Source organism: Inhella crocodyli, from assembly GCF_004004565.1.
Lineage (GTDB): Bacteria > Pseudomonadota > Gammaproteobacteria > Burkholderiales > Burkholderiaceae_C > Inhella > Inhella crocodyli.
The window spans coordinates 101,609-127,488 of sequence record NZ_SACM01000002.1 but is presented as its reverse complement, the minus strand read 5'-3'; the positions used below and the strand labels follow the sequence as shown (position 1 = coordinate 127,488).

Sequence of the window (25,880 nt, the reverse complement as noted above, 5' to 3'; positions counted from 1 at the left end):
GCGCCCTCCAGTGGCGCCTTCTGCCTCAGGCGCGTTGGCCGCGGCGGCGGGCGAAGCCGGCGCCGACCAAGGCCAAGCCGACGAGGGCCAGGGCGGCCGGCTCGCTGACCTGGGCGGTGGTGCGCACGCTGCCGCGGAAGTCGAACACGTTGTCGTCGTAGTCGCGGTCGCCACCACCGTACAGGTCTTCAAAACCCACACGCAGCCAGCCCGCGCGGGCGGTGTTGTCGATGGTGCCGTGGATCACGCCGTCGGCGTTGCGCGCGGCCGAGCCCAGGTAGAAGGTGTTGCCGGTGTTGGTCACGTAGATGCCGAACTTCAGCTCGTCGCCCACGTTGTACAGGGTGTCGAGCCAAGCGGTGTTCAGGGTCACCGTGGTGCCGACGGGGTTGCCGTTGGGGGCGTTGTAGGCGATGAAGGTGCTGGTGGCGTTCGGATTGAACAAGCGCAACTCGCTGGTGAAGCCGGCCGAAGTGGCCTGCACTTCGATGGTGACGTCACCGCCTTGCCAGTAGAGCTGGGCGCCCAGCACGGGCGCGGCCGAGGCGGTGCCAGCAGCGGCGAGGGAGAGGGCGGCAAACAGGCCAGCGACGTGACGGCGGAAGGTCTGGATCATGGTGAAGGATTTGAAAGAGTCTTTGAGAAACAGCTGGCACGATGAAGCACAAAGCGGGCCAGCTCCTCCGATCCGATGGCGCCGCCGAGCGTTTGCCGCCGCCCCCATGGACCCAGTCGAGGACCTGTCAGACCGGCCGACACGCCCATTCGAGGGGGCAAGAAAAAGGGGCAGGTGGCCCACCCACCTGCCCCTTTCCAGGGTGAAGCCGCGAGGGCTTACCGAACAAAGACCACGGCCGAGCGTGCCGGCACGGTGAAGGCCCCGGTCGCGCCGTTGTAGCTGGCGCCGGCGGCCACGCGCTGGTCGGCGGCACCCGCAGCGCGGTGCACCGGGTGCAACTGGAAGCCCTTGGCCTTCAGCGCATCGACCGTCAGGGTTTTGGCCGTCTTGTCGACGTTCACCAGGTACACGAGCTCGGCGAAGTTGGCGCCGGCATAGCCGCTGCCGTCGATGCTGGCGGCGATGACCGTCGGCTCCTGACTGCTGCCGGTGTTGTGGAAGCGCAAGCGCGCCTTGATGTCGTCGGCGGTGCGCAGGCGCAGCAGCGTGGTGCTGGCACGGATCTTCAGCAGGTCGCGGAAGGCGTCGCGCGTCCAGGCGATTTCGGTGGCGGTGGGCTTGATGGCGCTGTTGCTGAGCAGCGGCTTGAGCACCGCGTAGTTGGCCTGGTTCTCTCCCTTGGGCGGGGCGCCGACGGCGAAGTTGTTGTCGGCGTAAGTCCAGTCGATCCGGTTGAACCAATCGCCCGAATCGTAACTGTTGCGGTCGCCGCTCTTGCTGCGCAGGGTGTCGATGCCGGCGTGGAAGTAGGCCACGCCCTGGGCGAAGGTGTTGAGGGCCGCCGCCAGGATTTGCACCCGGGCCCGGTCCTCGCGACTCGTCGTGACCGGCAGGCGGTAGGCGTTCAGGTCGAACAGGGTGTGGTTGTCGTGGTTTTCGACGTAGTTCACCACCTCGCCCGGATCGGTCACGTAGCCGATCGTCTGGCCGCCCAGGGCGTCCAGTCGCTGCGTGGCATCCCAGTGCGTGGTCAACACGTAGCTGCGGATGGAGCCAGCCAGGCCGGCCTTGATCACGTCGCTGGCCCACATCAGGTCGCCGCGGCTCTTGCCGCCGCCGTGGGCATTGGGGTCGTAGAAGGCGCCATTGACGAAGCCCTGGTTGCCCACGAAGCCCGTTCCCTCGCCAAAGCTGGACCCGCGGACCTGGTCGCGCAGGCGGTCGTTGAAGGTGCCGATGCCGCTGCCGTTCAGGCTGAGCTGGCTGGCCTGCACGAAGCGGCGGCCGTCGGCCACCTCGCCGAAGTTCCAGCCTTCGCCCAGCAGTTGCACATCGCGTCCCAGCTCGGCCTTCAAGCGCGCCTTGATCGCTTCCATCGCGGCCCGGGGCTGGTGGCCCATCAGGTCGAAGCGGAAGGAGCTGATCTTGTACTCGCGCGCCCACAGCAGCACCGAGTCGCTCATCAGCTTGCCCATCATCAGGTGCTCGGTGGCGGTGTTTTCGCAGCAGGTGCTGGTCTCCACTTTGCCGTCGGCGTTCAGGCGCTGGTAGTAGCCCGGCACCACGCGGTCCAGCACCGAGCGTTCGCGTTGTCCGCTGGTGCTGGTGTGGTTGTAGACCTTGTCCATGCCCACGCGCAGGCCGGCGTCGTGCAGGCCCTTAACCATGGCGCGGAACTCGACCACCCGCTTGACGAGGTCGTTGGCGTCGCTGCTGTACGAGCCCTCGGGCGCGTTGAAGTGTTGCGGGTCGTAGCCCCAGTTGAAGCAGTCGCCGCTGGCCGTGGCGCCCACCGCCGCTTGCTGCGTTTCGTCGGCTGGGCCGCCCGTGGGGCTGGGCGAGGTGCAGCCCACCTCGGGCACGGAGGCAAAGTCGAAGGCGGGCAACAGGTGCACGTCGGTCAGGCCAGCATCGGCCAGGGCCTTGAGGTGCTTCATGCCGTTGGCGGCCGGTTCGGTGAACGCACCGTACTTGCCGCGGTTGGCGGCACTGACGCTGGCGTCGTTGGCCGAGAAGTCACGCACGTGCAGCTCGTAGATGCTCATGTCGGGCGTGGCCGCCACCTTGGCCGGCGGCGAGCTCGCGTCCCAGCCGGCGGGCTTGGTGTTCGCGGCGGACAGGCTGATTACCCCGGCGCGCTTGCCGTCGGCGGTCAGCGCCACGGCGTAGGGGTCGGTGACGAGGTTGCGCACCAGGCCCACGCCGCGCACCACCACCTCGACGGCGAACTTGTAGGTCTTGCCGGTCAAGTCGCTGGCGGCGTTGGCCGTCCACACGCCGGTGGCGGCGTCAAAGCTCGCTTCGTGCACGGCTTCGGCGTCGCCGGTGGCGTTGGGGTAGGTAAAGACCAAGACCTTCTGCGCCGTGGGCGCCCACAGCTTCCAGCGGGTGCTGCCGCCGGCGACGGTCACGCCGAGGTCGTTGACGTTGGCCGCGGCCGCGTACAGGTCGTCCAAGGCCCCCGGGGTCTGCAGGGTGGTGGCGTTTTGCACCTTGCCGTCGGCGTCCTCTTGCACGATGACCACCTGGCTCTTGAGCAGGGTGCCGAGGTTGACCGCCTGGGCGTCGGGCAGCTTGAAACGCGCGCCCGCGCCGATCCACTTGAAGCGCTCGGCCACGGCGGCCGGCACGGTGCCGGTGAAGGGCTCGAGCGTCACGGCGCCGTCGTGACCGCTCACGGCCACGCCCTTGCCAACGACCAGCTTGGCCTGGGCCGAGTGGTAGAGCTTGACGCTGCCCGTGCCGTCGTTGGTCGGCCACTGGATGAGTTGCTTGTTCAGCCAGAAAGCGCGGGCGTCGGCGATGCTGACGCGGCGCAAGTCGGGCGGCGCGGTGTAGACCGTGGCATCGCCCTGCACCAACCAGACTTGGCCCACTTGGCCACTGATCGACAGGTTGGCGAAGGTGACCCGGATGTTGTCGTTGCGGCCGTCCTTGTCGTTCTCGTTGGGCGACTTGCCGTGGATGATGAACTCGACAGCCGTGCGGCTGCTGTCCAGCTTGGGGTTGAGCACCGGCAGGTCGAACACCACCTCGCCGCTGCCGGCGCTGTAGGCCGGCATGGCGCTGAACGACACCGCGTTGCTCCATTGGTCCAGCGTCAGCCCTGGCAATCGGGCCACGTCGATGCCGCTGCTGGGCCACAGGTGAAGGCCCCAGGCGCTGTAGTCGCCCGCGAAGCGCTTGTAGTGCACCCGCACCGTCGTGATGTCGGGCGCGGCGGCCGGTCCACTGGGCGGGCTCGTGTAGGTCGTGGCGTCGCCCTGCTTGCGCCAAATCTCGTTTTTGCCCGGCTTCAGCGTCCAACTCTGGTCGGCCCCGCCGTGGTCCTTGTCGTCCAGCTTGTGGAACAGGTAGCCCACATTGCCGGTCTTGTCCTTCAGCGGCACCTCGTACACGGCGCCGAAACTGTCCTGCCCGGTGGGGTTGCGACCCTCGTTCCAGACGGAGGGCTCGGCAGCACCCCAGGTGTGCACCTGCCAGCCGGTGTAGTTGCCGTCGGTGCGCTGGTAGTGGATCGTCAACGAGGTGGCGTCTGTGCCGGCCGGCGGCGCAGGGGGCGCCGGCTGTTCGGCGGCCAACACGGTTTGGAAAGCAGCGTTGCCTTGAACCAAGCGGGCGTCGGGCGCCGGCGGGGTGGGCGCCGGGGGCGGCACTTCAGCGCCGCCGCCACCCCCACCGCCGCAGCCTGCCAGGACCATGCCCAGGCCCAAGACCGCCATCCACTGTCGCCAACCCAGCTTCGCCATACCGCCCCCATTGTTCGGAGGGTGGATGCTAATGAAACAAAACTACATCGCGATAGGCGGGATTTCCCGCCAATCCGTGTCGGCTTTACTGCGAAAAAGAGATAAAACCGTATTGAAACTACACGCAACGGGCGCTTTGGCGGGCGACCCAGCTCTCGCCAGCCGGCAAGTGAATCCGCCGCTGGATCTGCGCGGCTTCCAAGCAGACGAAGTGCTGCCACCCGTCAGCCGGCAGGTCGGACAGCCCGTGCTGCGGGCCCGGGTTCCACACCACGGCGTCCTCGAAGCCCTCGAAGGCCAGGGCGAGACGGCGCGCCGGCGGCGGTCCCATCTCCGTCAGGCCCAGCCCCCCGGGGACCTCGTGGACGATGCGATCGATCGGCCCCTGTCCCAGCAGCTCCAACCGGCTGCTGTGCTGCACGCCCTCAGCGCCGCCCGCGACTTGGTCCTGGTAGCGACAGCCTTGCAGGCCCTGCACCACGGTGTGCGTCAGGGCATCAACACGCCAGTAGCTGTGCAAGGCCGCCTGGAAGTCGAACGGCTGGTCGCCCAGGTTGTCGACCGCCAACTCCAGGTCGAGTTGCTGCGCGGTCAGCCGCACGGTCAGCTCCAAGGCGAAGGCGTGCGGCCACGCCGCGCGGGTGGCTTCGTCGTCTTGCAGGCGAAGCACCAGCAGGGCGTCGTCGCGCCCGCGGTCTTGCTGCACCACCTGCCAGGGGCGGTTGCGCGCGAGACCATGGCGAGGGCCTGGCCCCTGCTCGGCGAACTGCGGAAAGATCACGGGCACGCCACCGCGCACCGAAGCGCCCGCGCCGAATCGGCTCTGGGGCGACAGGTAGAGCTGCTCCTGACCACCGGCCGGGATCCAGCTGACAAGGTGGCCCCCATGGAGGAGCACCGTGGCCCGCGAACCATCGGGCGACTGAAGGTGGACGAGCGCTTCGTTGGGGGGCAAGGCATTCATGGTCTGGGCTCGACTCGGGGCGGACTGAACAAACAACAAAGCCCGCCAAAGGCGGGCTTTGTCAGGGGATGCGATGCACTCAGTGCTTCATGCCACGCAGCTTGCGGGCGGCGGCAATCTGGGCGGCCAAGGACGCGAGCTCGGCCTGGGCCGACGCCAAGTCGATGTCGCTCTTGGCGTTCTTCAGCGCCTCTTCGGCGGCGGCCTTGGCTTCGGCGGCCTTGGCTTCGTCCAGGTCCTTGCCGCGCACGGCGGTGTCGGCCAGCACGGTCACGCTGTGCGGCTGAACCTCCAGGATGCCGCCGGCCACGAAGATGAACTCTTCTTGGCCGTCGTCGGCGCGCTGAATGCGCACCGCACCGGGCTTGATGCGGGTGATCAGCGGGGTGTGCTGCGGCAGGATGCCGAGCTCGCCGTTTTCACCCGGCAGCGCGACGAACTTGGCCTCGCCCGAGAAGATGCTCTCCTCGGCGGACACCACATCGACGTGAATCGTTGCCATTTACTGTTCCTTAGCGTTTGAAGTCGAAGTCGGGACCGCGGGGTTGCGGTCCCTGGCCCATCACTGGAGCTTCTTCGCCTTTTCGAACGCCTCGTCGATCGTGCCGACCATGTAGAAGGCTTGCTCGGGCAGGTGATCGCACTCGCCGGCCACGATCATCTTGAAGCCGCGGATGGTTTCCTTCAGCGGCACGTACTTGCCAGGCGCGCCGGTGAACACTTCGGCGACGTGGAAGGGCTGCGACAGGAAACGTTGGATCTTGCGCGCGCGGGCCACGGCCAGCTTGTCTTCGGGCGACAGTTCGTCCATGCCCAAGATCGCGATGATGTCGCGCAGTTCCTTGTAGCGCTGCAGAACGGCCTGCACGTCGCGGGTCGTCTTGTAGTGCTCTTCGCCGACCACGTTCGGGTCGATCTGGCGCGAGGTCGAGTCCAGCGGGTCCACGGCGGGGTAGATGCCCAGCGCGGCGATGTCGCGGCTCAACACCACGGTCGCGTCCAAGTGGGCGAAGGTGGTCGCCGGCGACGGGTCGGTCAAGTCGTCCGCAGGGACGTACACGGCCTGGATCGAGGTGATCGAGCCGACCTTGGTCGACGTGATGCGCTCTTGCAGGCGGCCCATTTCTTCGGCCAGCGTCGGCTGGTAGCCCACGGCGGAAGGCATGCGGCCCAGCAGTGCGGACACTTCGGTACCGGCCAGGGTGTAGCGGTAGATGTTGTCCACGAAGAACAGCACGTCACGGCCTTCGTCGCGGAAGGCTTCGGCCATGGTCAAACCGGTCAAGGCCACGCGCAGGCGGTTGCCCGGGGGCTCGTTCATCTGACCGTAGACCATCGCGACCTTGGACTCGCTCAGGTTCTCCTGGACGACCACGTTGGAGTCCGACATCTCGTGATAGAAGTCGTTGCCTTCGCGAGTGCGCTCGCCCACACCGGCGAACACCGACAGACCCGAGTGGGCCTTGGCGATGTTGTTGATGAGCTCCATCATGTTCACGGTCTTGCCCACGCCGGCGCCACCGAACAGACCCACCTTGCCGCCCTTGGCGAACGGGCAGATCAAGTCGATCACCTTGATGCCGGTTTCCAGCAAGTCCTGCGACGGGCTCAGCTCGTCGTAGGCCGGGGCGGCACGGTGGATGGAGGCGGTCAGTTCGTGGCTGACTTCGCCGCGCTCGTCGATGGGGTTGCCCAACACGTCCATGATGCGGCCCAGGGTGGCCTTGCCCACCGGCACGCGGATCGTGTCGCCGGTGTTGTAGACCACGGAACCACGGCGCAGGCCGTCGGACGAACCCAGCGCGATGGTGCGAACCACGCCGTCGCCGAGCTGCTGCTGCACTTCCAGGGTCAGGGCCGAGCCGTCCATCTTGAGGGCGTCGTAGACCTTGGGCATCTGGTCGCGCGGGAACTCCACGTCAACCACGGCGCCGATGCACTGAACGATCTTGCCTTGAGCTTGAGTCATTTGAATTTCCTTGTCTTGCGTGTCGTGCTCAACCGCCGATGGCGGCGGCGCCACTGACGATTTCCGAGAGTTCCTTGGTGATCGCAGCCTGGCGGGTCTTGTTGTAGACCAGCTTGAGTTCCTTGATCAGCGTGCCCGCGTTGTCGGTGGCGGCCTTCATGGCGACCATCCGCGCGCTTTGCTCGCTGGCCATGTTCTCGGCCACCGCCTGGTAGACCAGGGACTCGGTGTAGCGCACCAACAGTTCGTCGATCACCGTTTGGGCGTCCGGCTCGTAGAGGTAGTCCCAGGCGTGGGCCGCCTTGGCCTTCTCTTGCAGGCTCTCGCTGGAGAGCGGCAGCAGCTGCTGCAGCACCGGCTCCTGCTTCATCGTGTTGACGAAGCGCGTGAAGCACAAGTAAACGCTCGACAGCTCGCCGGCCGCGTACTTGTCCAGCAGCACCTTCACCGGACCGATCAGCTTGTCCAGGTGCGGCGTGTCGCCCAACTGGGTCGCATGGGCAACGACGGTGGCGCCGATGCGGTTCATGAAGCCCAGGCCCTTGTTGCCGATCGCCACGACTTCGGCCTTCTTGCCGGCAGCGTCGATCTCGCGCAGCTTGGTCGTGACCGCGCGCAGCATGTTGGTGTTCAAGCCGCCGCACAGGCCCTTGTCGGTCGTCACGATGACGATGCCGACCGGCTTGCCCGCGTCGTTCGCCTGCATGAACGCGTGAACGTACTCGGGGTTGGCCATCGAGAGGTGACCCGCGATCGCCGCGACCTTGTCGGAGTACGGGCGCGCCGTGCGCATGCGGTCCTGCGCCTTGCGCATCTTGGCCGCCGCGACCATCTCCATGGCCTTGGTGATCTTTTTGGTGTTCTCGACCGACTTGATCTTGTTGCGGATTTCCTTGCCTGCCGCCATAGCGTCTCCTGGTTGGAGCGCGGGGCTTTCGCCCCGCGTTCTAGGTCGTCAGATCAAGCGAAGGACTTCTTGAACGACGCGATCGCGTTGTTCAGTTCGGCCTCGGCGTCCTTGTCCATGGCTTGCTTTTGCTCCAGCGAAGCCAGCAACGCAGCGTGGCTGGTCTTCAGGAACTGGTGCAAGCCGTGCTCGAAGGACAGCACCTTCTTGACGTCGATGTCGTCCAGGTAGCCCTTGTTCGCGGCGTAGATCGACGCGGCCATCAGGCTGATGGGCAGAGGCTGGTACTGCGCCTGCTTCAGCAGCTCGGTCACGCGGGCACCGCGGTCCAGTTGCTTGCGCGTCGTCGCGTCCAGGTCCGAGGCGAACTGCGCGAAAGCAGCCAGTTCACGGTACTGCGCCAAGTCGGTGCGGATGCCGCCCGACAAGCCCTTGATCAGCTTGGTCTGCGCAGCGCCACCGACGCGCGACACCGAAATACCGGCGTTGATCGCGGGACGGATGCCGGCGTTGAACAGGTTGGTTTCCAGGAAGATCTGACCGTCGGTGATCGAGATCACGTTGGTCGGCACGAAGGCCGACACGTCACCGGCTTGCGTTTCGATGATCGGCAGGGCCGTCAGCGAACCGGTCTTGCCCTTGACCTCGCCCTTGGTGAAGGCTTCGACGTAGTCGGCGTTCACGCGAGCGGCACGCTCCAACAGGCGGCTGTGGAGATAGAACACGTCGCCAGGGAAGGCTTCGCGGCCCGGCGGGCGGCGCAGCAGCAGCGAGACTTGGCGGTAGGCCACGGCCTGCTTGGACAGGTCGTCGTAAATGATCAGCGCGTCTTGGCCGCGGTCGCGGAAGTACTCGCCCATCGTGCAGCCCGAGTAGGCCGACACGTACTGCATGGCGGCCGATTCCGAGGCGGAGGCGGCGACGACGATCGTGTACTCCATCGCGCCGGCGGCTTCCAGAGCGCGCACGACGTTCTTGATGGACGAGGCCTTCTGACCGATGGCCACGTACACGCAGGTCATGTTCTGACCCTTCTGGTTGATGATCGTGTCGATCGCCACCGCGGTCTTGCCGGTCTGGCGGTCGCCGATGATCAGCTCGCGCTGGCCGCGGCCCACGGGCACCATCGTGTCGATACATTTCAGGCCGGTCTGCACCGGCTGGTCCACCGACTTACGGGCGATCACGCCCGGGGCGACCTTTTCGATCACGTCCGTCATCTTGGCGTTGATCGGGCCCTTGCCGTCGATGGGCTGACCCAGGGCGTTCACCACGCGGCCGATCAGCTCGGGGCCGACGGGCACTTCCAGGATGCGGCCCGTGCACTTGACGGTGTCGCCTTCCGAGATGTGCTCGTAAGCACCCAAGATCACGGCGCCGACCGAATCGCGCTCCAGGTTCAGGGCCAGGCCGAAGCTGGGCTGACCGCTGGCGTCCGCCGGGAACTCCAGCATCTCACCCTGCATCACGTCGGACAGGCCGTGGACGCGGACGATGCCGTCGGACACCGACACCACGGTGCCCTGATTGCGGATGTCCGCGCTCGGGGCCAAGCCTTCGATGCGGCTCTTGATCAGTTCAGAAATTTCTGCAGGGTTCAGTTGCATGTCGTGTCTCCGCCCGGTCGGACCGGGTGGTTGAGGTTCAGGCGGTCAGCGTGGTCTTCATGCGCTCGAGGCGCGCGCGCACCGAGGTGTCCAGCACTTCGTCGCCCACGGTGACGCGAACGCCGCCGATGAGCGAGGGCTGCACCGAAACGGCGGCCGTCAGCTTGCGATCGAAACGCTTTTCCAGCACAGCGACCAGTTCAGCCAATTGCGCGGCGTCGAGCGGGAAGGCGCTTTCCACCTGCGCTTCGGCCACGCCTTGCGCTTGGCTGACCAGGCGATGGAACTGCTCGGCCACGGCCGGCAGCGCATCCAAGCGCCCGTTGTCGATCACAGCGCGCAGGAAGTTGCGCATGCCGTCGGCCAGGGGCAGCTTGGCCGCTTCGACCATCACGTCGAACACCTGCGCGGGCGCGGTCTTCGGGTGATCGGCGAACTGGCGCAGGCCGGCGTCACCAGCCACCAGGGCCAGCGCGTCGATCTGCTGACGCCAGGCGTTCAGGTCGTGCCGCTGCGCGACTTGGAACAAGGCCTCGGCGTACGGACGGGCGATGGTGGCGAGTTCGGCCATGCTTACAGCTCCGTCTTCAGGCGGGCCAAGAGGTCGGCGTGAACGCCGGCGTTGACTTCCTTCTGCAGGATCTGCTCGGCACCTTTGACGGCCAGCACGGCCACCTGCTCGCGCAGGGCCTCGCGGGCCCGGACCACCTGCTGCTCGGCCTCGGCCTTGGCAGCGGCGATGATCTTGGCGCCCTCTTCTTCGGCCTTGCGCTTGGCCTCTTCGATCAGCGCGGCGGCGCGCTTCTCAGCGTCGCCCAGCAGCTTGGTCGTTTCGGTGCGCGTTTGGGCCAACTGCTCGTCCACGCGCTTGTTGGCGGTGGCCAGTTCGCTCTTGGCCTTGTCAGCGGCCGCCAGACCGTCGGCGATCTTGGCGGCGCGCTCGTCCAGCGCCTTGGCGATGGGCGGCCAAATGAATTTGGCGGTCACCAACACCAAGATCGCGAACGGGATCCACTGGATCCACAGCGTTGCGTTGATATTCACGGCTTCGTTCCTTTCAAGCGTGAAAGGGAGCGGTGATTACTTCGCGACGGTCGCCAGGAAAGTGGCAGCGAACGGGTTGGCGAAGGCGAACAGCAGGGCGATGGCCACACCGATCAGGAAGGCGGCGTCGATCAGACCGGCCAAGATGAACATCTTGGTTTGCAGCTGGTTCATCAGCTCAGGCTGACGGGCCGACGACTCGAGGAACTTGCCACCCATCAGGGCGATGCCGATCGAAGCGCCGATGGCACCCAGACCAACGATGATGCCGCAAGCCAGAGCAACCAGACCGAGGATGTCGTTCATTTTGAAATCTCCAAGAAATGAGAAGGGAACAGGGACAAAAAAACAGGGAAACGAAGATCAGTGGGCGTCGTGCGCCTGACCGATGTAGATCAGCGTGAGCATCATGAAGATGAACGCTTGCAGCACGATCACGAGGATGTGGAACAACGTCCAGATCGTCCCCGCGAACACGTGACCGATGGCCAGGCTGATGCCGGTGGCATTCAGCGCCCAGGCGCCGCCCATCAGGGCGATCAGCATGAAGACGAGTTCACCGGCAAACATGTTGCCGAACAGCCGCATGCCGTGGGACACGGTTTTGGCCAAGAACTCGATCATTTGCATCAGGAAGTTGAAGGGCCACAGCGCCCAGTGGTCGCCAAACGGCGCCGCGATCAACTCGTGGCCCCAGCCGCCAGCACCCTTGATCTTGATGTTGTAGTACAGGCAGGCCAGCAGCACGAAGGTGGACATGCCCAGCGTGGTGGACAGGTCGGCGGTCGGCACGACGCGCAGGTAGGCGTGGTGCGGGTCGTGCCCCGCGGCGGCGTAAGCGTTGGCCCACAGCTTGGGCAGCCAGTCCACCGGGAGCATGTCCATGAAGTTCATGGCGAAGATCCAGACGAACACGACCAGCGCCAGAGGACCGACCACGCGGCGGCTGTTGGCGTTGTGAATCACGCTCTTGGCCTGGTTGTCCACCAACTCGAACAGGATCTCGACGGCGGCTTGCCAGCGACCGGGCACGCCCGAGGTGGCGCGACGCGCACCCACCCACAGGAACCACACGGCGATCAGGCCCAACAGGCTGCCGAACACCAGGGAGTCCAGGTTGAACAGGCTGAAGTCAACGATGCTGGTCTGCTTGACGCTCTCGAACGAGAAGTTCTTCTGCAGATGCTGCAAGTGGTGGGTGATGTACTCACCGGCGCTGGGCGCGTGCTGTTCGCTGCTCATCGTCGCTTCACGGGTTTGTTCGTTGGCCTGGCCTTGCAAACATCCACAAGGCCCACACATGTACCTTCAAGCACGCGATCAGCGCCACCAGCAGGGCCGGCCAACTCAAATCGCGCACCAGCCAGACCGCCGCCACCAAGATGGCGAGGGCCAGGCCCACTTTCACCAGTTCCCACACGAGGAACTGCAGGAGTGCCTGCGCTGCGACGGCAGCCCGGCGACGCAGGCCCCAAGCCATGACGGCATGGGGCAACACCACCGCAGCCGCGCCCCACAGCGCGGAGCGCACCTGCGACGCCGGCTCGGTGCCCAAAAGCCACCACCCCAGCGCCAACAATCCTCCAACCAGCGCCTGCACCCGCACCACCCACCACGGTGAGCGCGAGGGGTCTCGCGCCTCCAGGGCCTGGACCTGCTGCGCAGTCCATGGGGCGACGGGCTCCGACTCCAACCCCGACTGGGCCCATGGATCGTCAGGACGCACCGAGTGTTGCGGTCGGTTGCTCACAGCGTCTCCAGGGTCAGGCGGTGGCTGGCTCGGCAGGGCCGGTCAGCAAAACCCAAGGAGTATATGTGGAAACCCGTAGTTACCGACCGTGACCTTTGACCCGGCTCCCTACTGGGGCTTAGAGCCGACACCGATGCGCGGGCAAGCCCGGCACGTCAACGCGCACGCTCAATACCGCACCCGCCCAGGGTTGCGCGGCCAACTCGTCGGCCGGCCGCTTGTCGCGGGCCGTGGTGATGAACAGGGTTCGACCGTCGGCGCCGCCCAGGCAAGGCATGGTGGGGCAGCGCACGGGCAGGGGCAGCACTTGCAGAACCTCGCCTTTTGGGGACAGGCGAAGCAGTCGCTGCCCTTCGAACATCGCCACCCAGTAGCAGCCTTCGGCGTCGACGGCCGCGCCGTCGGGGCGACCGCCGTAGGCCGCGAGCGGCTGGGCGGGGTCCCGCTCGGGGAACTGCACCCAGGCTTCGCGCGGGCCCAAGGCCCCCGTCGCACCATCAAAAGGCTGGCGGTACACCGTGTGGGCCTTGGTGTCGCTGGCGTACAACGTGCGGCCGTCCGGGCTCCAGGCCAAGCCGTTGCCCACGGTGATGCCCTGAACCATGGGCGTCGCTCCGCCCGCGTCGATGCGGTAGAGGGCCGCCTCCGGGCGACGGGCGTCGCTCAAGGTGCCAACCCAAAGGCGCCCGGCGGCGTCGGGCTTGCCGTCGTTGTAGCGCTGGGCGGCAGGGTCGTAGGGCGGCGGCGCCAGCGCGCTCAAGCGCCCGGTTTGCGTGTCCAAGGCAAACAAGCCGTCGCGTCGGGCCACCACCAAGCCCCCGCCCTGCCGGGCCGCGATGCAGCCGGGCTCGGCTTCCATCGGCCACACATCGGGGGCGTCCGTCCCCTCGCGCCAGCGCAGCACCTGGCGGCCGGGGATGTCGACGCTGTAGAGCACCTGCTCGTCGGGGTGCCACAGGGGCGATTCGCCCAGCAGGCAGCGGTGGTCGTTGAGGGGGCGAAGGTCGTCGGTGTGCATCCGACGATTGTGGGTGGGTTACCCGAAGTAACTCGGACGCGGCGCGCCCAACTCGGCCTTCAGGTAGTGCGCGCCGGGGATGGGGTTGAAGTAGTACGGCGGGATGTCTTCAAAGCCCAGGCTTTCGTACAGCCCCCGCGCCGCCTCCATGTCGTCGAGCGTGTCGAGCAGCATCGTGGAGTAGCCCGATTCCAGGGCGCGGTCCATCAAGGCCTGGGCCACCAAGCGTCCCAGCCCGAAGCGGCGGAACGCGGGGCGGACGAAGAGGCGCTTCATCTCGCAGGCGTTGGGGTAGTCCACGTCGGGCAGGGGACGGAAACCGCCGCAGCCGGCCACCGCGCCATCCAGCATGGCCAGGAAGAAGACGCCGTGGGGCTCGGCGTAGTGCACGCCCAGCTGTTGAAGCTCCTCTTCGAAGCCTTGGAAGCACAGGTCCACCCCCAGTTGGGCGGCGTACTCGCGCAGGATGCTGCGCGCCTCCGCCCATTCGGCGTCGGTGCTGGGGGTGAGCAGCTGAAAAGAAGGCGCGTCGGGCATCGCGCAGCGAGTGTAGTCAGGCGAACTGCAGCACCACGCGGCGCGTCTTGGCGCTCTTCTTCTCGATCTTGGCCACCACCAGGCCGCCGATGTCGGCCGTGTTGTCAACGTGCGTGCCGCCGCAGGGTTGCAGGTCGACGCCCTCCACCTCCAGCACGCGCACCCGGCCCAGGCCCCTGGGGGGCTGCACGCTCATGCTGCGCACCAGGCCCGGGTTCGCGTCCAACTCGGCCTCGTCGATCCAGCGGTGGCGCACGGGGTGGGCTTCGGCCACGAGGCGGGCCAGGCCGGCTTCGATGGCGGCCTTGTCGAAGGGCTCGTCGGTGTGGAAATCGAGTCGGGCGTAGGTGTCGGTGATCGAGCAGCCGTCCACCGGGTAGGGCAGCAGCGCGCACAGCAAGTGCGTGGCGGTGTGGAAGCGACGGTGCGCCTGGCGGCGCGCGGCGTCGACCTCGACGGACACGGCCGCACCCAGCGCGGGCAGTTCGCCTTCGAGCAGGTGCAGCACGCCACCGGGATGAACCTTGCTCTTGCGGGTGTCGGTCAAGCGCCAGCGGCGTTCGCCCTGCCGCAGCCAGCCGGTGTCGCCGGCCTGACCGCCGCCCAAGGGGTAGGCCACGGTGCGGTCCAGCACCACGCCGCCCTCCTCCAACGCCACCACGGTGGCTTCGCAGTGCAGCAGGTTGGCGTCGTCGCGGAAGAGTTCGTCGGTCATGGGCGCTGTCATGGCGGTCAGGGCATCGCCGCGCCCACCGCTTGGCGCAGGGGAATGCCCGTGGGGTCGAAGTCGTCGAGGCAGGCCACGTTGACGCCGAAGTGATCGGGCGTCACGCGCTTGCGGTGGAAGGGGTAGATGCCGCACACCTTGCAGAAGAAGTGCCGCGCGGTGCGAGTGTGGAACTGGTACTCGGTCAGCAGTTCGGCGCCCGCCAACAGCTCGAAGGCCGATTCGTGCACCTTGACCATGGTGGCGCTGCGCCGCTTGCACATCGAGCAATCGCACTGCGTCAGCTCGGGGAAGTCGGTGGTGATGGCGAAGCGCACGCCGCCGCAGTGGCAGGCGCCGGTGGTGCGCTGCACGGGGCGGGTCACAGCGCGAGCTCGCCGCGCACCAGGGCCAGCACGTCGCCGCCGATCCACACGGCTTCGCCTTCGCGCTCGACGTGCACGCGGCCGGCGCGGCCAAGTGCTTGGCCTTGCGCCGCCACGTAGCGCTCAGGCGCGAGGCCGGCCCCGATGAGCCAGCGGGCCATCCCGGCCTGCAGGCTGCCCGTGACCGGGTCTTCGGGCACGCCCAGGGTGGGCACGAAGGCCCGCACTTCGAAGGCGGTCTCGCTGCCCGCCGGCTGCGGGCCGACGACCCCGAGCTTCAGGCCGCGCATGCGGGCGAAGTCCGGGCGCAGCGACAGCACGCGCTCGGCGCTGGCCAATCGCGCGCCCATCCAGCCGGGACCGTTGTCGATCCACTGCAGGTCCAGCAGCTCGTCGGCGCGCAGGCCCAGGCTGTCGATGGCCTGCTGACGCTGGTCGCCCTCCACGGGGCCAGTGCGGCGCAAGGGCGGCGCGTTGAAGGCCAATCGCTCGCCTTGGCGCACGGTGACGAGCCCGATGCCGCACTCCTGCACCACGGTGCCGGGCGTCTTGGGTTGGCCGCCGTGCTGCAGCCAAGCAAAACAACTGCCCAAGGTCGGGTGCCCAGCGAAGGGCAGCTCGCCCCCGGGGGTGAAGATGCGCACGCGGTAGTCGGCCGCCGGGTCGCTCGGCGGCAGCAAGAAGCTGGTTTCGCTCAGGTTGGTCCAACGCGCCAAGCGCTGCATGCCGGCCTCGTCCAGGCCCTCACCGTCGACCACCACGGCCAGCGGGTTGCCCATCAGGGGCGTGGCGGTGAAGACGTCGACGACGGCGTAGCGGCGGCTCATGGGGTCTGGTACAGGTTGGGGCGAACGATTTCCATGCCGCGCTCGGGCGTGGCCAAGGGTTCAAAGCCGTGGCGGGCGTACAGGCGGTGCATGTCGGCGGTGAACAGCAGCTGCCGGCGCAGGCCTTGCAGGTCGGGGTGCTTGAGGCCTTCGCCCACCAGCCAATCGCCCAGGCCCAGGCCGCGGTGGTCTTCGTGCACGAACACGTCGCACAGGTAGGCGAAGGTGGCGCGGTCGGTCACCCAGCGGGCGATGCCGACCTGCACGTCGCCACAGAACAAGCTGGCGCACAGCGAATTCGCCATGGCCTTGGCCACCGTCTCGCGCGGGATGCCGCGGCACCAGTAGGCGCGGCTGAGCATGGCGTGGACGGCGTCGACGTCGAGCGCGTCAAAGCGGATGGCGTAGCGGCGGCCATCGACGTCGCGCATGAGCGACTGGCTCATCGCTGCCAGGCCTTGGGTGTGACCCTTGGACGCGGCAATGGGTCGGCATGCGGCCAGGCCGCCACCCGCCAACCGTCGGCAGCGCGCATCAAGACGTAGCCTTCCCGTATCTCACCAACTCGAGCGTTTGGTGCGCCGCCTTCAGGTGCGGCGGCCGCGACCTGCACGGGTGCCAAGACAAAACGCACCTCAGCCGTGCAGTGGCGTGCGTCGCGGCAAGTCATGGGACCTACATGCGCGGCAGTCACCAGATCCACTGCGTCCCACCCAGACTCGTCGTACCCCTCGCCGGCCATCACGCGATCAGCCAGAAAGCGGCGCCAGCGTTCGCTATCCAACCGGGCGCCACTGAGTTCATCGGCCAGGTAAGCCTGCATCGCCTGCCTCGGCGTGGCGGATCCCGCCTGCGCGAGGCCCAGGGCACAGGTCAGCGCCACGAAGAGTGCGACCTGCCAGAGCTTCACGGCGTCGGTGCGTGGCTGCCGTTCAGCGCATCGTTCAGCACGCGGCCCAAGATGGCCACGCCTTCGCGGATCTTTTCGGGCGTGAGCGTCACGAAGCTCAAGCGCAGCGCACGCGGGTCGGGGTTGGCGGCGTAGAAGGCCGCACCCGGCACGTAGGCGATGTTGGCCTCCACCGCGGTGGGCAGCAGGGCCATGGCGTTCAGGCCTTCGGGCAGGCGGATCCAGAAGAACATGCCGCCCTTGGGCATTTGCCAGTCGCAGCCCTCGGGCAGGTGCTGCGTCAGGGCCTCGGCCATGGCGTCGCGGTTGGCCTTGTAGCGAGCGCGGATGGTGGGGATGTGGCGGTCCAGGAAGCCGTCCTTGATCACCTCGTACACCACGCGCTGGTTGAAGCCGGGGGTGTGCAGGTCGGCCGCTTGCTTGGCCTGCAGCAGTTTGGGGTACAGGGCCTTGGGGGCGATGACATAGCCCAGGCGGAAGCCGGGCGTGAGGATCTTGCTGAAGCTGCCCAGGTAGATGCTGCCTTCGGCCCAGCGGCTGCCCAGCGCGGGCAGCGGCGGCTCGTCGAACCACAGGTCGCCGTAGGGGTTGTCTTCCACCACGGGCACGTTCACGGCGCGGGCGGCTTCCATCACCGCGTCGCGGCGGGCGTTGCTCATCACGCGGCCGGTGGGGTTTTGGTAGTTGGGCAGCAGGTACATGAAGCGCGTGCCAGCCGCTTGCGTGGGCAGCGCACGGATGGCCTCGGGCGTGGGGCCTTCGAGGTCGCTGTCCAGGCTGTGGAACAGGGGCTCGTAGGGCGTGAAGGCCTGCAAGGCGCCGAGGTAGGTGGGCGTTTCCACGGCCACGGGGGCGCCGGCATCGCACAGGATCTTGCCGACCAGGTCCAGGCCCTGCTGGGAGCCGCTGGTGACGAGCACTTGGTCGGGCGTGGCGTCGATGCCGATCTCGCGCTTGACGCGGGCGGCGGCCCACTCGCGCAACGGGGCAAAGCCCTCGCTGGCGGCGTACTGCAAGGCCTCGCGGGGGCTGTCGGTCAGCACGCGCTCGCAGGCGGCCTTGATCTCTTCGACCGGGAAGGTGTCAGCGCTGGGCAGGCCACCTGCCATGGACAGGATGCCGGGCTTCTCGGTGACCTTGAGGATCTCGCGAATGATCGACGGGTTCATCCGCGCGGCACGGTTCGCCAGGGTCCAGGGGGTGTTCATGGTCGGTAACTCGTTGAAATGGATGGGGGAGATTGTGCGGTGCCGCGCTTCAGGTCTGGCGCAGCATGGGCCAAAGGCTGAGCACCAAGAGGGCGCCCATCAGCGCATTGAAGGCGCGCTGGCGCCGACCCACGGCCATCCAGCCACGCAGCCGGCTGCCCAGCAGCGCCCAAACGGACAGGCACGGCAGGTTGAGCAGCGCGAAGAGCGCGGCCATGGCCACCACGGTGCCGGTGCTGGGCGTTTGCACGTAGGTGGTGAAGGCGGTGACGCCCATGATCCAGGCCTTGGGGTTGACCCACTGGAAAGCCGCCGCCCCCCAAAAACCCAAGGGGCCGCCGGCCCGCGCAGGGCCTTCTGCCGGCGCACCGGCCCGCGCCAATCGCCAGGCCAGCCACAGCAGGTAGGCCGCGCCCACCCACTGCAGCACCGCGTGGGCCACAGGCCAGCGCACGAACAGGGCCGCCAAGCCCCAACCCACGGCCAGCAGCAAGGCCGCGAAGCCGGTGCCGATGCCCAGGATGTGCGGCACCGTGGCGCGAAAACCGAAGTTCACCCCCGAGGCCAGCAGCATCAGGTTGTTGGGCCCCGGCGTGATCGAGGACACCACCGCAAACAGGGCGAAAGCGAGGAGCAACTCGGGGGTCATGGCGCCAGCATAGACCTGCCAAGCAGTACAGTGGCCATACAGATTCATTCACAGAAAGACAATCTGTATGGTCTCGGTGACCCACACAGACGGCGGCTTGGCCCAACGCTTGGCGCAGGACTGGGCTCGGCGCATCGAACACGGGCTGCTGCTGCCCGGCGCCCGCCTGCCCTCGGTGCGGGAAGGCGCCAAGCTGCAAGGCGTGAGCCCCTCCACCCTGGTGGCGGCCTACGACCGCCTGCAGGCCCAGGGATTGGTGGAGGCAAGGCACAAGCGCGGCTTCTTCGTGCGCGAGCAGCGCGGCCCCGTCGCGCGTCCAGCGACCGCGCCAGCGGCGACGGTCACGGCGCCCTACGACTCGCTGACGCTGATGCGCAGCCTGATGAACAGCGAGGCCACCCCCAGCCCGGCGCACGGCACCCTGCCCATGGAGTGGCTGGACGCCGCGCTGATCCGCCGCGCCCTGCGCGAGGCCACCGGCCCCGGGCACGACGCCCTGCTGCTGCGCTACGGCGACCCGCAGGGCGACGTCGAACTGCGCGAGGCCCTGGCCCACCGCTTGGCCGACGTGGGCGTGCACGCCAGCCCGGCGCAGGTGCTGACCACCGTGGGCGCCACCCACGCGCTGGACCTCATCGCCCACACCCTGGCCGAGCCGGGCGACGCCGTGCTGGTGGACGACCCGGGCTGGCCCATCGAGTACGCCCGCCTGGCCCAGGCCGGCCTGCGCCTGCTGCCCGTGCCGCGCACGGCGCAGGGGCCGGACTTGGCCGTGCTGGCGCGCCTGGCGCAGCAGCACCGCCCGCGCCTGTACGTGACGGTGTCGGTGCTGCACAACCCCACGGGTCAGTCGCTGAGCCTGGCGCAGGCCCACGAGGTGCTGCGCGCCACCGAAGCCGCCGGCCCCGGCCGCTGCTGGGTCGTGGAGGACGACACCTACGCCGGCTTCGCACCGCCCCACCTGCCGCGCCTGTCGGCCTTGGACGGGCTGCGGCGCACCCTGTACGTGACGGGCTACGCCAAGGTGCTGGGCGCCGGCCTGCGCGTGGGCTGCGTGGCCGGGCCGAGCGAGGCCATCGAGCGCCTGTGCGCGCGCAAGATGGTCCAGCAACTGGCCAGTTCGCCCATCACCGAACGCGCGCTGGCCCTGCTGCTGCAGCGCGGCGGCCTGCGCCGCCACACCGAGCGTTTGAACGAGCGCCTGGAGGGCGCGCGCACGCGCTGCCGCCGCCTGGCCGAGCAAGCCGGCTGCGCCTTCAGCGGCCCGCCGGCAGGCCTGTTCGGTTGGCTGGACACGGGCGTGGACAGCGAGCGCCTGGCGCAGGCGCTGGCACTGGACGGCTTTCGCACGGCCCCCGAGTGCCTGTTCCACCCCGACCGCCGCGGCGGGACGCACATGCGCGTGAACTTCGTGGGCGCCCAAGCCCCTGCGTTCTGGCGCGCCCTGAGCGCCCGCCGGCAGGAATTGGCCTGAAATGCCGAATAGGCGGCATTTCTTCCAAGTCGCCGCGCCTCCACCTGGCCAGAGCCCCGAATAATTCGCCGCAGATTCCCAGGTTCTTGCCCATGCCCGCCGCGCTTCAGTTCTTCGTCGTCGACCCCTTGGAGGGCGTGCAGGTGTTCGCCCGCCGGCTGTTTGAAGGCTATGGCTTCGCGCCCGACTCGATCCACTGCTTCAGCGACACCGGCAGCGCGCTCATCCAGGCCATGGACACGCCGCCCGACTTCCTGATCACCGACTGGTTCGGCAAGGCCGACATGACGGGCGTGCAGCTGTACCAGCACATCAAAGCCCAACACCCCACCTGCCACGTCGGCTTCATGAGCTTCGACGTCGGCCCCGAGGTGGAGGCAGCGGCCCGCGCGGCCGGCTCCCGCTTCTTGCTGAAAAAACCGTTCACGGCCGAGGAGCTCAAGCGCACCACGCAGGCCAACCTGGAGTGGCTGTCTCGCGAGCGACCCGAGCTGGCCGCCCGCTTGAACGCCGAGTCCAAGGGCAAGTTGGACGTCCGCCAGCAGCGTCGCATCGAACTACCCCCGGTGCCGCCGCCCATCCGCGTGGGCGACTCGGTGCGCTTCGACGGCAAGCCGCACAAGGTGGTGACCGTGGTCATCAGCCGTGGCGAACAAATGGCCCAGTTGCACGGGGTCAAGGACCTCGTGCCGGCGCACAAGCTGCAGCGCTGATCAGCCGCCGAGCGCTTCCCAGCGCTCGAGCAAGGCGAGCAGTTCGTCGTCGATGGCCCCCGCCCGCGCGGTGACCTCGGCGATGCGGGCCGCGCCTTGCGTGTACAGCTCGCTGCCGTTGAGCAGGGCTTGCAGCTGGGCCTGTTCGGCCTCCAGCGCAGCGATCTGGCTAGGCAAGGCCTCCAACTCGCGCTGCTCCTTGTAGCTGAGCTTGCGCTTGGGCGCCGCCGGCGCGACGGGTGCCGCAGCGGGCGCCGGCGGCGGTTCGGCCTTCTTCGCGGCCTTGTCGGCCGCGGCGGCGCGGGCCGACTGGGTCAACCAGTCTTGCACGCTGCCCTCGAACTCGCGCCAGCGCCCCGGTCCCTCGTGCACCAGGGTGCTGGTCACCACGCGGTCCAGGAAGCGGCGGTCGTGGCTGACCAAGAACACCGTGCCGGGGTAGTCGATCAGCATCTCCTCCAGCAGGTCGAGCGTTTCGATGTCCAGGTCGTTGGTCGGCTCGTCCAGCACCAGCACGTTGGCTGGGCGGGCGAACAAGCGGGCCAGCAGCAGGCGGTTGCGCTCGCCACCGCTGAGCGTGCGCACGGGGCTGTTGGCGCGCGCCGGGCTGAACAGGAAGTTCACCATGTAGCTGTTGACGTGCTGGCGCTGGCCGCCGACCTCCACGAACTCGGAGCCCGGGCTGATGGTGTCGGCCAGGGTGGCGTCCAAGTCGAGGCCGGCGCGCATCTGGTCGAAATGCGCCACGGTCAGGCGCGTCCCGGTTTGCAGGCGGCCGCTGTCGGGCGTCAGCTCGCCCAGGATGAGTTTGAGCAGCGTGGTCTTGCCCGCGCCGTTGGGGCCGATCAGGCCGACCTTGTCGCCGCGCAGGAAGGTGGCGGTCAGGCCGTCGACGATCACGCGCTCGCCAAAGGCCTTGCGCACGTTGTCCAGCTCGGCCACCAGCTTGCCGCTGCGCTCGCCCACCTCCACCTGCAGCTGTGCCTTGCCCTGCAGGTTGCGGCGCTGGGCGTGCTCCTCGCGCAGCTTCACCAGCCGGGCGATGCGCGCCACCGAGCGCGTGCGGCGCGCTTCCACGCCCTTGCGGATCCACACCTCTTCTTGCGCCAGCAGCTTGTCGGCGCGGGCGTTGGCCAGGGCCTCGTTCTCCAGCTCGCGCTGCTTGGCGGCCTCGAAGGCGGCGAAGTTGCCGGGGTAGCCGCGCAGCTGGCCGCGGTCCAGCTCGACGATGCGGGTGCACACCGCGTCCAAGAAGGCGCGGTCGTGGGTGATGACCAGCAGGCTGCCTTCGAAGTTCTTCAGCAGCTCTTCCAGCCAGAGGATGGCGTCCAGGTCCAGGTGGTTGGTCGGCTCGTCCAGCAGCAGCACCTCGGGCTGGGCCACCAAGGCCTGGGCCAAGGCCACGCGCTTCTTGTAGCCGCCGCTGAGCTCGGCCACCGGCCGGTCGCCGTCCAGGGCCAGGCGGTGCAAGGCCTCGTCCACGCGCTGCTCCCAGGTCCAGCCGCCGAGCTGCTCGATGCGGGTTTGGAGGGCGTCGAGGTCGTCGCCCTCGGCGTGCGCCTCGAAGCGGGCCCGCAGGTCGCGGGCCTCGGCCACGCCCTCGGACACGGCCTCGAACACCGTGGCGTTGCGCTCGAAGACGGGCTCTTGCGGCACGTAGACGATGCGCACGCCCTTTTCGCGTTGCAGCAGACCGTCGTCGAGCTTCTCCAACCCGGCGAGCACTTTGAGCAGGCTGCTCTTGCCGCTGCCGTTGCGGCCGATCAGGCCGACGCGCTCGCCAGCCTCCAGGGACAAATCTGCCGCGTCGAGCAGCGGCCAGTGGCCGTAGGCCAGGTGGGCTTGGGAGAGGGACAACAGGGCCATAGACACCCATTGTCCCTGGGCGCTTCAGCCCAGGTGGCGCTCCAGCGCGTCGACGAACAAGGCCGCCACATCCACGCCCGCCTGGGCGCTGATCTCTTGGAAGCAGGTCGGGCTGGTGACGTTGATCTCGGTCAGGTGCCCGCCGATCACGTCCAGGCCCACCAGCAGCAGGCCCCGTGCCGCCAGGATGGGGCCGAGGAATTCGGCGATCTCGCGCTCGCGCGGCGTCAGCGGCAAGGCCACGCCCTTGCCGCCGGCGGCCAGGTTGCCCCGCACCTCGCCGCCTTGCGGGATGCGCGCCAGCGCGTGCGAGACGGGCACACCATCGATCAAGAGCACGCGCTTGTCGCCCTCGCTGATCTGCGGCAAGTAGCGCTGCGCCATGATGGTTTGCGTGCCATCGCGGGTCAGCTGCTCCAGGATGGCGCCGAGGTTCAGCGCGTCGGCCTTGACGCGGAAGATGCCCATGCCGCCCATGCCGTCCAAGGGCTTGAAGATCAAGTCCTGCTGCTCGGCATGGAAGGCGCGCAGCGCCGCCATGTCGCGGCTGACCAGGGTGGGCGCCGTGAACTGCGGGAACTCGAGGATGGCGAGTTTTTCGGGGTGCTCGCGCAAGGCCGCCGGGCGGTTGAAGACCTTCGCACCCTCGCGCTCGGCCTGGCTCAGCAGGTGCGTGGCGTAGACGTACTCGGCGTCAAAGGGGGGGTCCTTGCGCATCAGCACGGCGTCGAAGTCGGCCAGGCGGCGCGTGGCGTCTTCGGCGGCCTGCACCCAGTCGGGCACGTGCTGGCCGGCGTGGCTGTTGAGGGCGTCCAGGCTCAGGTGCAGGCGGGTGGGCGTGACGCGAACGCCATGCCCCGGTTCGCTGCGCAGCTGCCAGGGCTCGCACACCCACAGGTGGTGGCCGCGGCGGGCGGCCTCGCGCAGCATGGCGAAGGTGCTGTCCTTGTGGGTCTTGAACGTGCTGAACGGGTCGGCAACGACGAGAAAGTCCATGGCGTCAGGGTGTTTGCGGTGGCCGACCAGTTTGGCACGCCGCACACTCGGGGCCATGTGTCGATTCCTGGCCTACCGCGGCGACCCCATTTACTTGGAAGACTTGGTCTGCCGCCCCAAGCACTCCCTGGTGCGCCAGAGCCTGCGCGCCGAGGAGGCCAAGATGGTCACCAACGGCGATGGCTTTGGCGTGGGCTGGTACGGCGACCGCGATACCCCGGGCGTGTACCGCCAGGTCACGCCGGCCTGGAGCGACGAGAACCTGCGCGCCTTGGCGGCCCACGTGCGATCGCACCTGTTCTTTGCCCACGTCCGCGCGGCCACGGGCGGCGGCATCGCGTTGAGCAACTGCCACCCCTTCGCCACCAGCACCTTCTTGTTCATGCACAACGGGCAAGTGGGCGGCTTTGGCTTGGTGCGGCGGCAGTTGGAAGCGCAACTGCCCGACACCCTGTGGCACCAGCGCCGCGGGGCGACCGACTCGGAACTGCTGTTCCTGCTGATCGTCGAGCGCATCGTCAACGGCTTCGGCCCGGTCGAGGCGGTCAGCCAGGTGCTCGGCGAGGTCCGAACCCTGATGCGCGAGGCGCAGATCCCCGACCCCCTGCGCTTCTCGGCCGCCCTGGCCGATGGCGACGACGTGTTCGCCTTCCGCTGGGCCAGCGACGACCGCCCGCCGACGCTCTACCACCACCGCGCCGACTACGGTCAGATGGTGGCCAGCGAGCCCCTGGAGGGCGACCCCGAGGGCTGGACCGCGCTGAACCCCGGTGCCGCGCTGTGCCTGCACGCCGACGGTCGCACCACCGAGCACCCGATCAACGTGGCCTGAGCACGAACGCGAGCCCGCCCGCCAGCACGGCCCAAAAGGGAGCCCCGATGCCGGCCACGGTCACCCCCGACAAAGTGACCAAAAAGGTCAAGGCGGCTGCGTCGCGTTCTCGTGCGTCGGCCAGCGCCGCTGCCAATCCGTTGCCGATGCTGCCCAGCAAAGCCAGCGCCGCCACGGCCAGCACCAAGGCCTTGGGCAGCGCGGCGAACACGCCCACCACGGCCGCGCCCAGCAGGCCCACCCCGCCGTACAGCACGCCGGCCGCGACGGCAGCGAGCCAACGCCGCTGGGGGTCCTCATGGGCTTCCGGGCTCATCACGATGGCGGCGGTGATGGCCGACAGGTTCAGCGCGTAGCCCCCGAAGGGCGCCAAGAGCAGGGTGGCCAAGCCCGTGCCACCGATCACGGGCGACAGCGGCACGTTGACGCCGCCCGCGCGCATGGCGGCGACACCCGGCAGGTTCTGCGAGGCCATGGTCACGACGAACAAGGGCAAGCCCAGCCCAATGAGCACGGCCGGGTCCCAGGTCGGCCGCACCAGTACCGGGGCGGCGCCCCAACCGCCCTCGAACGCGAGCGGGCGAACCAGGCCCAAGGCCACCGCGCCGACCAGGCCCACCGCCAGCACGGCGGGCACCGTCCAGCGCGGCAGCGCGCGGCGCCCCCACAAGTAGGTCAACAGCATGGCGCCAACCAGCAGCGACGCATCGGGGGTGGCGCGCACGGCGTCCAGGCCGAAGCGGGCGAGCACGCCGGCGAGCAAGGCGCTGGCGATGCCGACCGGGATGCGGTCCATGAGCCGGGCGAAGGCGCCGCTGTAACCGGCCACGGCGATCAGCAGGCCGCACAGCAAAAAGGCGCCTGTGGCGGCCGGCAAGCTCACCCCCTGGCTGGCCGCGATCAAGGCCGCCCCCGGCGTGCTCCAGGCGATGAGCACGGGCTGCCGGTAACGCCAGCTGAAGCCGATCGAGGTGAACGCCATGCCCAGGCCCAAGGCCCACAGCCAGGAGGCGGTTTGCGCGGCGTTCGCCCCCACGGCCTGGGCCGCCTGGAACACCAAGGCGACCGAGCTCGTGAATCCCACCAGCACGACCACGGCCCCCGCCACGAGGGCCGGCAGGTCGCGTCGCGTCAGGCCCACCAGCGGCG

General features: G+C 68.3%; 27 protein-coding genes. 3 read left to right on the top strand and 24 right to left on the bottom strand.

Features of this window, described 5'->3' with window-relative positions:
* Positions 1 to 25: 25 nt before the first annotated feature.
* The 21 genes from EOD73_RS08510 to EOD73_RS08410 all read right to left on the bottom strand — a co-directional run bounded on the left by EOD73_RS08510 (position 26) and on the right by EOD73_RS08410 (position 18,850).
* Positions 26 to 616, bottom strand: a complete 591-nt coding sequence (locus tag EOD73_RS08510) for a DUF4114 domain-containing protein (protein WP_127682575.1) — start codon at positions 614 to 616, stop codon at positions 26 to 28.
* 218 nt (positions 617 to 834) lie between these two features.
* A complete protein-coding gene (locus tag EOD73_RS08505; protein WP_127682574.1) occupies positions 835 to 4,368 on the bottom strand; it encodes an alpha-1,6-glucosidase domain-containing protein in 3,534 nt (1,177 codons plus the stop codon).
* 118 nt (positions 4,369 to 4,486) lie between these two features.
* On the bottom strand, positions 4,487 to 5,332 hold the full coding sequence (locus tag EOD73_RS08500) for a D-hexose-6-phosphate mutarotase (protein ID WP_127682573.1): 846 nt from the start codon (positions 5,330 to 5,332) through the stop codon (positions 4,487 to 4,489).
* 79 nt (positions 5,333 to 5,411) lie between these two features.
* Positions 5,412 to 5,834, bottom strand: a complete 423-nt coding sequence (locus EOD73_RS08495; RefSeq protein ID WP_127682572.1) for a F0F1 ATP synthase subunit epsilon — start codon at positions 5,832 to 5,834, stop codon at positions 5,412 to 5,414.
* A gap of 60 nt (positions 5,835 to 5,894) precedes the next feature.
* Positions 5,895 to 7,301 (bottom strand): F0F1 ATP synthase subunit beta, encoded by a 1,407-nt coding sequence (gene atpD / locus EOD73_RS08490; protein WP_127682571.1) that lies wholly within the window; start codon positions 7,299 to 7,301, stop codon positions 5,895 to 5,897.
* Between the two features lie 28 nt (positions 7,302 to 7,329).
* Positions 7,330 to 8,208: a F0F1 ATP synthase subunit gamma gene (gene atpG, locus EOD73_RS08485; protein WP_127682570.1), complete on the bottom strand. Its 879-nt coding sequence runs from the start codon at positions 8,206 to 8,208 to the stop codon at positions 7,330 to 7,332.
* 53 nt (positions 8,209 to 8,261) lie between these two features.
* Entirely contained in the window at positions 8,262 to 9,815 is a 1,554-nt protein-coding gene (gene atpA / locus EOD73_RS08480) for a F0F1 ATP synthase subunit alpha (RefSeq protein ID WP_127682569.1), read from the bottom strand.
* A 37-nt stretch (positions 9,816 to 9,852) separates the two neighbouring features.
* Positions 9,853 to 10,386, bottom strand: coding sequence for a F0F1 ATP synthase subunit delta (locus EOD73_RS08475; RefSeq protein ID WP_127682568.1), 534 nt, complete (start codon positions 10,384 to 10,386; stop codon positions 9,853 to 9,855).
* A gap of 2 nt (positions 10,387 to 10,388) precedes the next feature.
* The gene (locus EOD73_RS08470) at positions 10,389 to 10,859 is read right to left on the bottom strand and encodes a F0F1 ATP synthase subunit B (RefSeq protein ID WP_127682567.1); all 471 of its coding nucleotides are present in this window, start codon (positions 10,857 to 10,859) and stop codon (positions 10,389 to 10,391) included.
* Between the two features lie 36 nt (positions 10,860 to 10,895).
* Positions 10,896 to 11,165, bottom strand: a complete 270-nt coding sequence (atpE, locus tag EOD73_RS08465; RefSeq protein ID WP_127682566.1) for a F0F1 ATP synthase subunit C — start codon at positions 11,163 to 11,165, stop codon at positions 10,896 to 10,898.
* A gap of 57 nt (positions 11,166 to 11,222) precedes the next feature.
* Positions 11,223 to 12,101 carry a F0F1 ATP synthase subunit A gene (gene atpB / locus EOD73_RS08460; RefSeq protein WP_127682565.1) on the bottom strand — a complete coding sequence of 293 codons (879 nt, stop codon included), beginning with the start codon at positions 12,099 to 12,101 and terminating at the stop codon, positions 11,223 to 11,225.
* 7 nt (positions 12,102 to 12,108) lie between these two features.
* A complete protein-coding gene (locus EOD73_RS08455; protein WP_164846004.1) occupies positions 12,109 to 12,609 on the bottom strand; it encodes an ATP synthase subunit I in 501 nt (166 codons plus the stop codon).
* Between the two features lie 118 nt (positions 12,610 to 12,727).
* Positions 12,728 to 13,627, bottom strand: a complete 900-nt coding sequence (locus EOD73_RS08450; protein ID WP_127682563.1) for an SMP-30/gluconolactonase/LRE family protein — start codon at positions 13,625 to 13,627, stop codon at positions 12,728 to 12,730.
* Positions 13,628 to 13,645: 18 nt separating this feature from the next.
* Complete coding sequence (locus EOD73_RS08445) at positions 13,646 to 14,164, bottom strand: GNAT family N-acetyltransferase (RefSeq protein WP_127682562.1); 519 nt, start codon at positions 14,162 to 14,164, stop codon at positions 13,646 to 13,648.
* A gap of 16 nt (positions 14,165 to 14,180) precedes the next feature.
* Positions 14,181 to 14,879 carry an alanyl-tRNA editing protein gene (locus tag EOD73_RS08440; protein WP_127682561.1) on the bottom strand — a complete coding sequence of 233 codons (699 nt, stop codon included), beginning with the start codon at positions 14,877 to 14,879 and terminating at the stop codon, positions 14,181 to 14,183.
* A 17-nt stretch (positions 14,880 to 14,896) separates the two neighbouring features.
* On the bottom strand, positions 14,897 to 15,256 hold the full coding sequence (locus EOD73_RS08435) for a GFA family protein (protein WP_205702439.1): 360 nt from the start codon (positions 15,254 to 15,256) through the stop codon (positions 14,897 to 14,899).
* On the bottom strand, positions 15,253 to 16,083 hold the full coding sequence (locus EOD73_RS08430) for a PhzF family phenazine biosynthesis protein (protein ID WP_127682560.1): 831 nt from the start codon (positions 16,081 to 16,083) through the stop codon (positions 15,253 to 15,255). Before EOD73_RS08430 ends, EOD73_RS08435 begins: the two co-directional genes overlap by 4 nt.
* Entirely contained in the window at positions 16,080 to 16,529 is a 450-nt protein-coding gene (locus EOD73_RS08425; RefSeq protein WP_127682559.1) for a GNAT family N-acetyltransferase, read from the bottom strand. The genes EOD73_RS08430 and EOD73_RS08425 overlap by 4 nt, the downstream gene beginning before the upstream one ends.
* Positions 16,526 to 16,993 carry a hypothetical protein gene (locus EOD73_RS08420; protein WP_127682558.1) on the bottom strand — a complete coding sequence of 156 codons (468 nt, stop codon included), beginning with the start codon at positions 16,991 to 16,993 and terminating at the stop codon, positions 16,526 to 16,528. Before EOD73_RS08420 ends, EOD73_RS08425 begins: the two co-directional genes overlap by 4 nt.
* Complete coding sequence (locus EOD73_RS08415) at positions 16,990 to 18,201, bottom strand: aminotransferase-like domain-containing protein (RefSeq protein ID WP_127682557.1); 1,212 nt, start codon at positions 18,199 to 18,201, stop codon at positions 16,990 to 16,992. Before EOD73_RS08415 ends, EOD73_RS08420 begins: the two co-directional genes overlap by 4 nt.
* A 49-nt stretch (positions 18,202 to 18,250) precedes the next feature.
* Positions 18,251 to 18,850 (bottom strand): LysE family translocator, encoded by a 600-nt coding sequence (locus tag EOD73_RS08410; RefSeq protein ID WP_127682556.1) that lies wholly within the window; start codon positions 18,848 to 18,850, stop codon positions 18,251 to 18,253.
* Between the two features lie 67 nt (positions 18,851 to 18,917).
* Here EOD73_RS08410 and EOD73_RS08405 point away from each other — a divergent pair, with 67 nt between their 5' ends.
* Together EOD73_RS08405 and EOD73_RS08400 are read left to right on the top strand one after the other, a co-directional pair.
* A complete protein-coding gene (locus EOD73_RS08405; RefSeq protein ID WP_127682555.1) occupies positions 18,918 to 20,324 on the top strand; it encodes an aminotransferase-like domain-containing protein in 1,407 nt (468 codons plus the stop codon).
* 92 nt (positions 20,325 to 20,416) lie between these two features.
* Positions 20,417 to 21,037 (top strand): response regulator, encoded by a 621-nt coding sequence (locus tag EOD73_RS08400; RefSeq protein ID WP_127682554.1) that lies wholly within the window; start codon positions 20,417 to 20,419, stop codon positions 21,035 to 21,037.
* Here EOD73_RS08400 and EOD73_RS08395 read toward each other — a convergent pair whose 3' ends face one another.
* Together EOD73_RS08395 and gshB are read right to left on the bottom strand one after the other, a co-directional pair.
* On the bottom strand, positions 21,038 to 22,903 hold the full coding sequence (locus EOD73_RS08395; protein ID WP_127682553.1) for an ATP-binding cassette domain-containing protein: 1,866 nt from the start codon (positions 22,901 to 22,903) through the stop codon (positions 21,038 to 21,040).
* Positions 22,904 to 22,927: 24 nt separating this feature from the next.
* Positions 22,928 to 23,899, bottom strand: coding sequence for a glutathione synthase (gene gshB, locus EOD73_RS08390; protein WP_127682552.1), 972 nt, complete (start codon positions 23,897 to 23,899; stop codon positions 22,928 to 22,930).
* Positions 23,900 to 23,954: 55 nt separating this feature from the next.
* Between gshB and EOD73_RS08385 the strand changes: the two genes are divergently transcribed.
* Positions 23,955 to 24,731 carry a class II glutamine amidotransferase gene (locus EOD73_RS08385; protein WP_164846003.1) on the top strand — a complete coding sequence of 259 codons (777 nt, stop codon included), beginning with the start codon at positions 23,955 to 23,957 and terminating at the stop codon, positions 24,729 to 24,731.
* Here the strand turns inward: EOD73_RS08385 and EOD73_RS08380 are convergent.
* The gene (locus tag EOD73_RS08380) at positions 24,718 to 25,872 is read right to left on the bottom strand and encodes a benzoate/H(+) symporter BenE family transporter (RefSeq protein ID WP_240660650.1); all 1,155 of its coding nucleotides are present in this window, start codon (positions 25,870 to 25,872) and stop codon (positions 24,718 to 24,720) included. The two genes, EOD73_RS08385 and EOD73_RS08380, sit on opposite strands and share 14 nt — an antisense overlap.
* Positions 25,873 to 25,880: the final 8 nt, after the last annotated feature.

Excerpts from the sequence above, each read along its gene's own strand:
- EOD73_RS08430 (WP_127682560.1), bottom strand. The coding sequence starts at position 16,083 with ATGAGCCGCCGCTACGCCGTCGTCGACGTCTTCACCGCCACGCCCCTG.
- EOD73_RS08405 (WP_127682555.1), top strand. The coding sequence starts at position 18,918 with ATGGTCTCGGTGACCCACACAGACGGCGGCTTGGCCCAACGCTTGGCG.
- EOD73_RS08395 (WP_127682553.1), bottom strand. The coding sequence starts at position 22,903 with ATGGCCCTGTTGTCCCTCTCCCAAGCCCACCTGGCCTACGGCCACTGG.
- gshB (WP_127682552.1), bottom strand. The coding sequence starts at position 23,899 with ATGGACTTTCTCGTCGTTGCCGACCCGTTCAGCACGTTCAAGACCCAC.
- EOD73_RS08415 (WP_127682557.1), bottom strand. The coding sequence starts at position 18,201 with ATGAACACCCCCTGGACCCTGGCGAACCGTGCCGCGCGGATGAACCCG.
- atpE (WP_127682566.1), bottom strand. The coding sequence starts at position 11,165 with ATGAACGACATCCTCGGTCTGGTTGCTCTGGCTTGCGGCATCATCGTT.
- atpA (WP_127682569.1), bottom strand. The coding sequence starts at position 9,815 with ATGCAACTGAACCCTGCAGAAATTTCTGAACTGATCAAGAGCCGCATC.
- EOD73_RS08505 (WP_127682574.1), bottom strand. The coding sequence starts at position 4,368 with ATGGCGAAGCTGGGTTGGCGACAGTGGATGGCGGTCTTGGGCCTGGGC.
- EOD73_RS08425 (WP_127682559.1), bottom strand. The coding sequence starts at position 16,529 with ATGAGCCAGTCGCTCATGCGCGACGTCGATGGCCGCCGCTACGCCATC.
- atpD (WP_127682571.1), bottom strand. The coding sequence starts at position 7,301 with ATGACTCAAGCTCAAGGCAAGATCGTTCAGTGCATCGGCGCCGTGGTT.
- EOD73_RS08410 (WP_127682556.1), bottom strand. The coding sequence starts at position 18,850 with ATGACCCCCGAGTTGCTCCTCGCTTTCGCCCTGTTTGCGGTGGTGTCC.
- atpG (WP_127682570.1), bottom strand. The coding sequence starts at position 8,208 with ATGGCGGCAGGCAAGGAAATCCGCAACAAGATCAAGTCGGTCGAGAAC.
- EOD73_RS08450 (WP_127682563.1), bottom strand. The coding sequence starts at position 13,627 with ATGCACACCGACGACCTTCGCCCCCTCAACGACCACCGCTGCCTGCTG.
- EOD73_RS08445 (WP_127682562.1), bottom strand. The coding sequence starts at position 14,164 with ATGCCCGACGCGCCTTCTTTTCAGCTGCTCACCCCCAGCACCGACGCC.
- atpB (WP_127682565.1), bottom strand. The coding sequence starts at position 12,101 with ATGAGCAGCGAACAGCACGCGCCCAGCGCCGGTGAGTACATCACCCAC.
- EOD73_RS08440 (WP_127682561.1), bottom strand. The coding sequence starts at position 14,879 with ATGACCGACGAACTCTTCCGCGACGACGCCAACCTGCTGCACTGCGAA.
- EOD73_RS08475 (WP_127682568.1), bottom strand. The coding sequence starts at position 10,386 with ATGGCCGAACTCGCCACCATCGCCCGTCCGTACGCCGAGGCCTTGTTC.
- EOD73_RS08510 (WP_127682575.1), bottom strand. The coding sequence starts at position 616 with ATGATCCAGACCTTCCGCCGTCACGTCGCTGGCCTGTTTGCCGCCCTC.
- EOD73_RS08400 (WP_127682554.1), top strand. The coding sequence starts at position 20,417 with ATGCCCGCCGCGCTTCAGTTCTTCGTCGTCGACCCCTTGGAGGGCGTG.
- EOD73_RS08495 (WP_127682572.1), bottom strand. The coding sequence starts at position 5,834 with ATGGCAACGATTCACGTCGATGTGGTGTCCGCCGAGGAGAGCATCTTC.
- EOD73_RS08385 (WP_164846003.1), top strand. The coding sequence starts at position 23,955 with ATGTGTCGATTCCTGGCCTACCGCGGCGACCCCATTTACTTGGAAGAC.
- EOD73_RS08500 (WP_127682573.1), bottom strand. The coding sequence starts at position 5,332 with ATGAATGCCTTGCCCCCCAACGAAGCGCTCGTCCACCTTCAGTCGCCC.